The organism is Oleiphilus sp. HI0132 (genome assembly GCF_001635845.1).
The window spans coordinates 1-9,165 of the sequence record NZ_LWGJ01001179.1 but is presented as its reverse complement, the minus strand read 5'-3'; the positions used below and the strand labels follow the sequence as shown (position 1 = coordinate 9,165).

12 protein-coding genes are annotated in these 9,165 nt (G+C 44.1%); 4 read left to right on the top strand and 8 right to left on the bottom strand.

The window, feature by feature from the left end; translation table 11 throughout:
- Window positions 1-413 precede the first annotated feature (413 nt).
- From fabG to A3766_RS16790, 5 genes are all read right to left on the bottom strand, one after another.
- Complete coding sequence (gene fabG / locus A3766_RS16810; protein WP_068506760.1) at window positions 414-1,160, bottom strand: 3-oxoacyl-ACP reductase FabG; 747 nt, start codon at window positions 1,158-1,160, stop codon at window positions 414-416.
- Between the two features lie 61 nt (window positions 1,161-1,221).
- Entirely contained in the window at window positions 1,222-2,142 is a 921-nt protein-coding gene (gene fabD / locus A3766_RS16805) for an ACP S-malonyltransferase (protein WP_068553589.1), read from the bottom strand.
- 86 nt (window positions 2,143-2,228) lie between these two features.
- On the bottom strand, window positions 2,229-3,287 hold the full coding sequence (plsX, locus tag A3766_RS16800; protein ID WP_082865234.1) for a phosphate acyltransferase PlsX: 1,059 nt from the start codon (window positions 3,285-3,287) through the stop codon (window positions 2,229-2,231).
- 31 nt (window positions 3,288-3,318) lie between these two features.
- Complete coding sequence (gene rpmF, locus A3766_RS16795) at window positions 3,319-3,498, bottom strand: 50S ribosomal protein L32 (RefSeq protein WP_068506763.1); 180 nt, start codon at window positions 3,496-3,498, stop codon at window positions 3,319-3,321.
- Window positions 3,499-3,549: 51 nt separating this feature from the next.
- The gene (locus A3766_RS16790) at window positions 3,550-4,077 is read right to left on the bottom strand and encodes a YceD family protein (protein ID WP_068506765.1); all 528 of its coding nucleotides are present in this window, start codon (window positions 4,075-4,077) and stop codon (window positions 3,550-3,552) included.
- Window positions 4,078-4,214: 137 nt separating this feature from the next.
- Here A3766_RS16790 and A3766_RS16785 point away from each other — a divergent pair, with 137 nt between their 5' ends.
- Entirely contained in the window at window positions 4,215-4,790 is a 576-nt protein-coding gene (locus A3766_RS16785) for a nucleoside triphosphate pyrophosphatase (RefSeq protein ID WP_068642546.1), read from the top strand.
- Here the strand turns inward: A3766_RS16785 and A3766_RS16780 are convergent.
- From A3766_RS16780 to A3766_RS16775, 3 genes are all read right to left on the bottom strand, one after another.
- Window positions 4,787-5,617, bottom strand: a complete 831-nt coding sequence (locus A3766_RS16780) for an FkbM family methyltransferase (RefSeq protein ID WP_082865233.1) — start codon at window positions 5,615-5,617, stop codon at window positions 4,787-4,789. The two genes, A3766_RS16785 and A3766_RS16780, sit on opposite strands and share 4 nt — an antisense overlap.
- 108 nt (window positions 5,618-5,725) lie before the next feature.
- Complete coding sequence (locus tag A3766_RS31260) at window positions 5,726-5,866, bottom strand: hypothetical protein (protein ID WP_197469960.1); 141 nt, start codon at window positions 5,864-5,866, stop codon at window positions 5,726-5,728.
- A gap of 77 nt (window positions 5,867-5,943) precedes the next feature.
- Complete coding sequence (locus A3766_RS16775; protein ID WP_068553588.1) at window positions 5,944-6,804, bottom strand: PHP domain-containing protein; 861 nt, start codon at window positions 6,802-6,804, stop codon at window positions 5,944-5,946.
- Window positions 6,805-6,971: 167 nt separating this feature from the next.
- Between A3766_RS16775 and A3766_RS16770 the strand changes: the two genes are divergently transcribed.
- The 3 genes from A3766_RS16770 to A3766_RS16760 all read left to right on the top strand — a co-directional run bounded on the left by A3766_RS16770 (window position 6,972) and on the right by A3766_RS16760 (window position 8,836).
- Complete coding sequence (locus tag A3766_RS16770) at window positions 6,972-7,703, top strand: VC0807 family protein (protein ID WP_068511596.1); 732 nt, start codon at window positions 6,972-6,974, stop codon at window positions 7,701-7,703.
- A 54-nt stretch (window positions 7,704-7,757) separates the two neighbouring features.
- Window positions 7,758-8,057: a YciI family protein gene (locus A3766_RS16765; RefSeq protein WP_068511593.1), complete on the top strand. Its 300-nt coding sequence runs from the start codon at window positions 7,758-7,760 to the stop codon at window positions 8,055-8,057.
- Between the two features lie 98 nt (window positions 8,058-8,155).
- Window positions 8,156-8,836 carry a TIGR04211 family SH3 domain-containing protein gene (locus A3766_RS16760; protein ID WP_082865232.1) on the top strand — a complete coding sequence of 227 codons (681 nt, stop codon included), beginning with the start codon at window positions 8,156-8,158 and terminating at the stop codon, window positions 8,834-8,836.
- Window positions 8,837-9,165: the final 329 nt, after the last annotated feature.

Below are 9,165 nucleotides of genomic sequence, written 5' to 3'. Positions count from 1 at the left end.
CATAATTTCCTCTCATTAATATAGATCAAGCTGACAAGCATTCTATCTCTGAAATATTTCAGTTTAAAAACAGCTTCGTACTTAATTACCTAGCTATTGTCTGCTTCATTTATTCATGGCGATGTAGTCTAGATCAAAGCAATGATAGAGACAAGCAGCAAAACATCACTCTTTGATCTCAATCAGGCCACCAAAAAATAGTATTTCGGCCAAATACATGGGAACCACCATACCCTACCCTCATTCACGCAGTATTTTGAGAGGGAATCCATCCAAGTCTTAACCTTATGGCTCCCGGCTCAAACACTACCGGGATGACGAAAAGACTGATTCGGGGTACTACCGGAATAACAACAGGACAAATTCGAGATGCTACCGGAATAACAACAGGACAAATTCGGGATATTCCCGTTTTAGCCCATAAACATCCCACCGTTTACATGGATCGTTTCACCAGTAATATAACTTGCTTGCTGAGATGCCAAAAACCCTACTACCGAAGCCACTTCTTCGGGCTGCCCCAAGCGCTGCATCGGTATTGTCGCCAACATACTCGCTTTTACGGTATCGGAAAGCTCTTCTGTCATGCTCGTCTCAATGAAACCCGGAGCCACTGAGTTAACTGTAATGCCTCGCCCACTAATCTCTTTTGCCAAAGAGCGGCTAAAGCCCTCTATGCCTGCCTTGGCAGCACAATAGTTTGCCTGGCCTGCATTGCCCATTTGCGCAACAACAGAGCTAACGTTAATAATTCGTCCCCAGCGCGCCTTAGTCATGCCTCGGAGCGCTGCCTTTGAGACTCTGTAAATCGAGCTCAAGTTGGTGTTCAAGACATTATCCCAATCTTCTTCTTTCATACGCATCAACAAACCATCACGGGTAATGCCGGCGTTATTTACAACGATCAAAGGCGGACCATAAGCTTGAGTGACCTGTTTGATGCCTTCTGTGACCGACTCTGGGTCTGACACATCCATCTTAATGCCGTCACCGTCCAAGCCCCACTTTGAGAAATAATGCGAAATTGACGAGGCACCATCTTCTGTTGTGGCAGTACCAATAACCGTTAAGGACTCATCCATGGCCAACTCTTTAGCAATCGCCTGACCTATTCCACGGCTTGCGCCCGTGACTAACGCCACCTTCTTTTCCATTGCCATTTTCCTGTTCTTTATTTTGGTATTTTAACTTGGTGCGCACCGCGCACCCTATACAGCATGTTTAATCTGATAAACCGGAAACTACTTTTTCAAGACTACTCACGTCTGACATAGCCATCGTGTTAACCGTTTTATCAATTCGTTTATTTAAGCCCGCTAGCACCTTACCAGGACCACATTCAACGAAAGTGTCGGCACCTAGCTCAATCAGCTTAGTGACCGATTGTGACCAAAGTACGGGGCTATGCAAATGAGCCAATAAATTTGTCTTTAGCTCTTCCAGGTTTGTGGCTACCTGAGCATTCACATTTTGCACAATAGGAATACCGGGTTCTTTAAATGTCAGTTTCGACATTGCATTTGCCAACTCTTCACCTGCAGGCTGTAACAAGTCACAATGGCAAGGAACACTTACAGGAAGCTTCGCAGTACGACGAGCGCCTTTTTCTTTTGCGATAGCCATCGCCCGGTCCAGCGCATCGGTCGCACCCGATATGACGATCTGACCAGGAGAGTTAAAGTTTGCCGGCGCAACAACTTGCCCTTGGGCTGCCTCTTTACAAGCCTCTTTAGCTTTATCATCATCAAGCCCCAAAAGAGCAACCATACCGCCCTCACCTAGAGGAACCGCTCCCTGCATAAGCTTACCACGAAGGTTAACGAGCTTAACCGTCTCTTCAAAATCCAGTACGCCGCTAGCGATCAAGGCCGTATATTCACCCAAGCTATGCCCACACACATAGTCTGGACGGATGTCAGAGTTTTCTATCCAGGTACGCCACATCGCAACACTTGCCGTTAATACAATAGGCTGAGTAATTTCCGTCTGGTTGATCTTATCTTCAGGCCCATTTAGCGCAATATCTTGAAGATCCTCTCCAATTGCTTCAGACGCTTCAGTAAAGGTTTTTACTGCTAATTCTGACTGCGCCAAGAGATCTGACATCATTCCAATTGACTGAGAACCTTGACCGGGAAACATAAAGACAGTTGTCACAAAATTCACCTTTTAGATAGTTTGACTTGGATATTCAAATAATTAGCGACGCATAGCCACCAAGACCAGCGCTATAGCAAAACCTTTTCCAGCTCGCTATTAATCAGCTCCGGCAGATTAGCTTCCGCCTCTTTATAGGCAAGATCAATCGCTTGCTCAAAAGACTTCGCATTAGCATGCCCGTGACTTTTAACCAAAACGCCTTGCAGACCAAGGAAGATGGCCCCATTGTGAGTGTCTGGGTCTAGCTGCTTCAATGTCTTTGCCAGCAAAGGCAGCATGAGACGACCCAGCAACTTCCGGTACCATGACTCTTTGAAAAAGTCTTTTATACCGGAAAGCAGAATTTTGGCAGCACCCTCGGCACTTTTTAGCGCCACATTGCCAACAAAGCCATCACAAACGATAACATCTGCATAGGAACGAAAGATATCGCCGCCTTCAGCAAAGCCGATATAGTTGAGCGCTTCACTTTCTTCTATTAACGAAGCGGCTAACCTAACCTGCTCATTACCCTTAATACTTTCACCGCCAACATTTAACAGTGCCACCCGGGGATTTTCAACGCCTTTGGTAATTTTTGCTAATACTTGGCCCATGATTGCAAACTGAAGAAGATGTTCGGCCGAACTATCAACATTTGCACCTAAGTCCAGAACGAAACAGCCACCACCTTGAGAAGGAAACATTTTAGTAATCGCGGGCCTATCTATACCGGGAAAGGTTCCCAGTATTGATCGCCCTAACAACATCAAAGCACCGGTATTTCCTGAGCTTACACAAGCTTGAGCTTGACCAGACTTGACCAGTTGGAGTGCCACAGCCATCGAGGAATCTTGCTTACTGCGCAGCACACGAGAAGGACGGTCATCCATAGAGACAACGGTTTCGGCGTGAACAATCGATATTGATGGATTTTCTGGGTAGGAGTGCAACAAAGCCTCCAATTCAACCTGTTTTCCAACAAGGATGATATTGAAGGCTTTGCTTTGGCAGCTGGCTGCCGGAGACGCTTGAGAAGCATCATTTGACTGAAGCTTTTCAAGATAGGCAAAAACAGCAGGGACAACAACCTGAGGGCCATCATCGCCACTCATTGCATCAACTGCAATGGTGATTCCTACAGACATTTCGCCGTCTTCAGAAACTAGTATTTACGTACTAGTCTTCTAATGTCTCAATTACTTTCTTGCCACGGTAGAAACCGTCAGCAGAAACGTGGTGACGCAAGTGCTTCTCACCTGTAGTTGGATCTACAGATAAAGTTGCAGTGCCTAGCGCGTCATGTGAACGACGCATGCCACGTCTTGAACGAGTTTTCTTACTTTTTTGAACAGCCATATTTGTTCTCCCGCGGGTATTTCAAATCAATTGATGAGCTTAGCTCACCGATTATTTCTTTAAATTCAGTTCTGAAAGCACGCTGAAAGGATTCTCTTTGGTCTCTTCGACCTCACTTTCAACACTCTCTTCAATATCACCTTCGTTATACTCTTCAGGTTCGCAATCATCATGATAAGCGAACATTGGCAAACTCAGGATCAATTCTTCTTCTATCACATCCAGTAAAACAAGCTTTTCATCTTCCACCAATAAAGGTTCATAAACACGCGGAAGGTTTTGCGCTTGCTCGTCACTCATTACAATTCCGAGCTGAAACTCAGAACTTATTGTCTTTTTGACCGGATGTAAGCAGCGCTGGCAAAGCAAGTTCAATTCAGCTGAAAGCTTGCCCTTCAATATACGCAGCCTTTGCTCATCCCGTCCAAATTCCAAGTCAATATTAACGACACCCTCAGAATCCACTAACATTGAAGTCAGCCTAGACATGAGATGTACCGCTATATGCCCCTGCAAATCCTTATTCTGGTCTGCATATTTAAAGGGGTCGAGCGTCTTGGGTAACGAGTGATCAGACATAAGCGCGCAATTCTAGGGCCGAAGACCTGTATTGTCAAAGGAAATAAGTGTATTTTTGACATTGATTTAAAAAGACAAGCGCTTTTTGTTGGCCACTGCGCTTTAGCAATGCAACTTCCTGCAATACAAGGATATCTATGGACATCGTACTCGCCTCTTCCAGCACCTATAGAAAGGCGCTTCTAGAAAAAATAATTCAGCACTTCAAGTGTGCATCTCCTGACATTGATGAGTCTCACCTCCCTAATGAAAACTATAAGGAAATGGCCGAGCGTTTATCCATAAGAAAAGCGCAAGCACTGGCTGCATCCCACCCTAATTCGCTAATCATTGGCTCTGATCAAGTCGCATGCTTGGGCGAGCAAATACTTAGAAAACCCCTAAATAGAGAACGCAATCTTGAGCAGCTAACACTCTGCCAAGGCAAAACTGCATACTTTTATACAGGCTTGTGCCTGCTCAATACGAAGACCGGCAAATATCAAAGCGCTGTTGAAAGCTACGCCACCAAATTTCGTAAGCTAAATGAGCAGCAGCTAATCAATTATATAGAACGCGAACAAGCCTATGATTGTGCGGGAGGCTTTAAAATGGAAGGCTTGGGCATATCGTTATTTGAGTCTATTGAGGGCAAAGATCCAAACATACTGATTGGACTACCTTTGATTAGGCTAATCGACATGCTCGCTAAAGAAGGCGTATCTATCCTTTAGCGCTTTTCAAGAATCACATTCATTCGGGTTTGCAGCACCTTTATATAACCCTTCGATAGCGCCATAGAAACCGCTGGGCTTAGTGCTGCATCTTTATGCTGCTCTAGCTGCAGGTATTTGGGCCAGGCAGCTTCTTCTGCGTGATTTAAGAAGCTTTCCAACACAGGAAACTCGAAACCTTCAATATCCATTTTAAGCAGCTCGAGTTTGTCAATATCAGCAAGCGCCAAAATCTCACTAATAGTCAAACCCTTTACATCAATTGAAGTGCTGACTCTCTCAGGGTGCTCAACCCCTTCCGACAAAGAATTACAACCTTGGTTCACCTCATCGAGATAGAGTTTAACCAATGAGTTTTGCGGGCTAGCCGCAAGCTGCAAACACTTACAGCGAGATTGAAGCTGATTAAATTCGACATGCCGCTGCAAGCGAGCAGCGAGCTCTGGGTGCGCCTCTACAGCAACAAGCTTTAGGTCTTTCCGCTCCCACGCAAGTAGCAAACCATAACCGCCGATATTCGCACCTACATCTAGAACTGTAGCCCCATCACTCAAGACGGACGCCAAAAAACGTCGCTCCTGGCCATCGAGCAAGCCAGGCATAGTTAATAAGCGCTTATCGGATAAGTTTCCTTTGGGAAACAACCTGAACTTTAAACCTTCTACCTGAACATCGATAGGTGATTGCTTGCGCATCAATACAGGCTTTCGCATTAGAAAGGCTAGACGCTTAGCAAACCAGTTATTGACCGGTAATTGGTGACAAATACCGAGCAAAGCCTGACACCATGAAGGTAAACGATACCTTCCGAAAGGGAGATTATTCATAGAAAAAGGTCAATTATTTCGTTTCAACATTTCGCCAAGTAGGAGGAATAGCCAAGAGTCGCCCCCTGCTACCCCTCTGCGAGGCACAGCAGCCCCTACTTATAACATTTATGATTCCTTAGATCCTTCCTTTTCTGGCTTAGCCGGCTCTTCCTTTTTGCTGTCACCAATTATTGATTTACCCGGACATACCTTAAATACCGGGCAAGACTTACAACCAGAAACCATTGCGATTGGACATAGTGTCATTTTCTCTCTCCATCTTTTTTATAGACTCTAATCACTTGAGCCCTTATGAATCTTAATAATTTTGAATTGTTCTTTTCTTACTGTAGCTCGAGAGACTGAAAAGCCTCCCACTCCTGCCATACCGGCAGAACACTTTTTGGCAATGAAGGAATACGCCCAAGTTCAGCCCAGCGATATTCAGGCGAATGAAAGTCACTACCGATTGAACCTTTCAACCCCATTCGCTGACACAAATCACTAAGCATCCCGACTTCCCCTTGCTTCTGCCCTGAGGTAACTACCTCAATGCCTTCGCCTCCCTGCGCTTTAAATTCTACCAACATATTGCGCAGCTTAGTCAGGGTCATATTGTATTTTCTGGGGTGGGCAACGACAGCACTCCCCTTTGCGTTAACAATACTATTTACCATGTCTTTTAGCTCTGGCCATAAACTTTTTACATCGCCAACCTTCCCCGCACCCAGATACTTTTTAAAGGCTTCGTTATGATCGCTAACATAAGCTAGGTCAATCATCGCCTGTGCAAAATGAGGTCGGCCAGGGATCCCTGACTGAGTCAAAGCCCGAGCAGCATCTAACAGGCCTGGAAAGCCTTTTTTTTCTAGTTTTTCTGCAATTAGCTCTGCGCGTTGATGACGTGACTGTAACTGCTTTGCTTCAATTTCCTGCATCAAGCCCGAATTCAAGTCATAGTTGTAGGCAAGAACGTGGATGGTAAAGTTTCCCCAAACACATGAAAGCTCGATTCCGGGCACCATTGAAATCCCTTCAACATTTGCTGCGTCAAAAGCTTCTTGCTGACCGGCGACGGTATCGTGGTCAGTTAGAGACAAGAGTTTCACACCATTTGCCGCAGCCCTTTGAATAAGCTCTGTAGGGCTCAAACTGCCATCCGATGACAGGCTATGGCAATGTAAATCTATTGGCGAACGGTTCATAACTCTCCACGATTATCTAAGGTTGGTGTCATTCAGGTTTAATAAAAGCATGTTATGTAAAGATGGTAAGTTTGAACCTTCACAGTTTCCACATATAATCACCAACCTGTAAGCTTATTCACGTACTATTTGTACAACCTTTTAATACGGAACAACGCAATCACCTTATGAGCGAAAATACTATCGACACCTCAACACAGCCAAAGAAGCCTGCACAAAAACAGCAAACCAGTCATTTGTTACTTGAGCTCGCAATCTGCGTTATTTTACCTACCGTTATTCTAAAATATCTGAGCGGCGATGATAGCCTGGGACCTGTATACGCACTAATTTTTGGCCTTTCCTTCCCACTACTCTTTGGTATTTACCAGTTCATCAAAGAGCGAAAATTCGGATTCATCCCAGCGTTAGGCTTTATTAGCATTCTACTCACCAGCGGCATTGGCCTATTGGAACTCGATGCAAAATATATTGCAATCAAAGAAGCCAGCATACCATTGATCATTGCTATAGGTACGATTGTTTCACTAAAAACCAAGTACCCCTTGGTCAAAACATTTATTTATAACGACAAGATTCTGCAAATTGATAAGGTCGATGAAGCTCTCGACAAAAGTAATAACCAAGGCGCTTTTGAACGTGTCTTAAAAACAGCCACTTATATACTAGCGGGCTCTTTCATGCTTTCCGCTGCTCTAAACTATGCATTGGCAAAGTACATAGTCGTCAGCCCTTCGGGAACTGCCGAGTTCAATGACGAGCTTGGTACAATGAACCTGCTTAGCTACCCGGTTATTACAATACCCTGCGTCATCGTGATGATATACGCAATGCTCTACCTCTTTAAGCACATAAAACGATTAACGGGCTTGGATTTTGAAGACATCATCCATCAATAGCCTTAGAATGCTTTAATTAGTCTACGACCAAACATTGAAACAATAGAGAAACACATGTACTACGCAATTATCTCCCAGGATATCGAAAATAGTTTAGAAAAGCGCAAATCTGCAAGACCTGCTCATTTGGCAAGACTAGAAGAACTAAAACAACAAGGCCGCTTATTTGTTGCCGGCCCACACCCTGCGACTGACTCGGAAGATCCAGGTGAAGCAGGTTTTACAGGAAGTTTGGTAATAGCAGAGTTTGGTTCTTTAAACGAAGCCCAAGCATGGGCAGACCAAGACCCTTACGTTGCAGCCGGCGTTTATGAAAACGTTACGGTTAAACCATTTAAGAAAGTTCTACCTTAGTTAGAACACTTATCAAGCGACCTAAACCGGGGCTAACGCTACTGACTTTACGACTCGTTGTTTAAAACGGGCTTACTACGAAATACAGGATACAAATCGTGAAAACATCATTCCTTTCAAAGATCGCGGCCTCTATATGCTTACTCGCGTTGGCTATCAGCTCTGCATCAGCTGAAACTATGTACATAGACGACACCCTTTTAGTTCCCTTACGCAGCGGCGAAGGAGTCGGGTTTAGGATTGTCCACAAAGGACTTAAGAGCGGCACCAAGCTGGAAATTATTGAAAAGCTGAGCTCTGGCTACGCACACGTTAAAACGCCAAGCGGCATAGAAGGCTATCTGCCTTCTAGATATCTAACGGCGCAGCCTATTGCTAAAGTTAAGCTAGCCCAAGCTAATCAGGAGTTAGCTAAACTAAAAGCTAACTACGAAGAAACTCAAACTCAACTGGCCAACTTGAAAAAGAAGCACCAGAGTCTTAGCAAAGAACATACTCAAACCACTTCAGAGCTTAATGCTAATAGCAAAGAGCTAAAGAACATTAAGTCTATTTCGGCCAATGCCCTTAATCTAGATAAGCGAAATCGTGAGCTTAGAGAAAGTAATGAGCAGCTTAGAAACGAATTAGAACTGATCCAAACCGAGAATCTTAGATTAAAAGATAAGTCAGATTCTAACATGATGTTAATCGGGGGTGGCCTGGTAACACTTGGTGTAATTCTAACTTTATTAATTCCTATCATTAAACCTTCTAAGAAAAATGATAGCTGGGCGTAAAAAAGCTTATTTTTTAGGCTGCTTTAAAAACAAACACTTAGTCTATTATTTGCCCATTTCGTTCTAAAAATGAGCAACACACCATAGAAAAACTTTTGCCCCAGCGGTATCATCAAGCTTGATGCGCTGGGGTGAATTTCATCCGCATCAACTTATTACTAGAATCTTACCAATTGCTAATAGTCGAATATCTTGTGGTTTTGCTCTTTGACAGCAACCATATTTAGACATATAAATGAAGGTGAGACATTTATCCATAAGAGGTGTTGAATAGATGAATAACCTGTATAGCCGTACCTGGGATGAAAAACGCGATTTCATCAGAATGA

What these genes read in the sequence shown, in the direction of transcription:
- fabG (WP_068506760.1), bottom strand. Translation starts at nt 1,160, where the DNA reads ATGGCAATGGAAAAGAAGGTGGCGTTAGTCACGGGCGCAAGCCGTGGA.
- fabD (WP_068553589.1), bottom strand. Translation starts at nt 2,142, where the DNA reads ATGTTTCCCGGTCAAGGTTCTCAGTCAATTGGAATGATGTCAGATCTC.
- plsX (WP_082865234.1), bottom strand. Translation starts at nt 3,287, where the DNA reads ATGTCTGTAGGAATCACCATTGCAGTTGATGCAATGAGTGGCGATGAT.
- rpmF (WP_068506763.1), bottom strand. Translation starts at nt 3,498, where the DNA reads ATGGCTGTTCAAAAAAGTAAGAAAACTCGTTCAAGACGTGGCATGCGT.
- A3766_RS16790 (WP_068506765.1), bottom strand. Translation starts at nt 4,077, where the DNA reads ATGTCTGATCACTCGTTACCCAAGACGCTCGACCCCTTTAAATATGCA.
- A3766_RS16785 (WP_068642546.1), top strand. Translation starts at nt 4,215, where the DNA reads ATGGACATCGTACTCGCCTCTTCCAGCACCTATAGAAAGGCGCTTCTA.
- A3766_RS16780 (WP_082865233.1), bottom strand. Translation starts at nt 5,617, where the DNA reads ATGAATAATCTCCCTTTCGGAAGGTATCGTTTACCTTCATGGTGTCAG.
- A3766_RS31260 (WP_197469960.1), bottom strand. Translation starts at nt 5,866, where the DNA reads ATGACACTATGTCCAATCGCAATGGTTTCTGGTTGTAAGTCTTGCCCG.
- A3766_RS16775 (WP_068553588.1), bottom strand. Translation starts at nt 6,804, where the DNA reads ATGAACCGTTCGCCAATAGATTTACATTGCCATAGCCTGTCATCGGAT.
- A3766_RS16770 (WP_068511596.1), top strand. Translation starts at nt 6,972, where the DNA reads ATGAGCGAAAATACTATCGACACCTCAACACAGCCAAAGAAGCCTGCA.
- A3766_RS16765 (WP_068511593.1), top strand. Translation starts at nt 7,758, where the DNA reads ATGTACTACGCAATTATCTCCCAGGATATCGAAAATAGTTTAGAAAAG.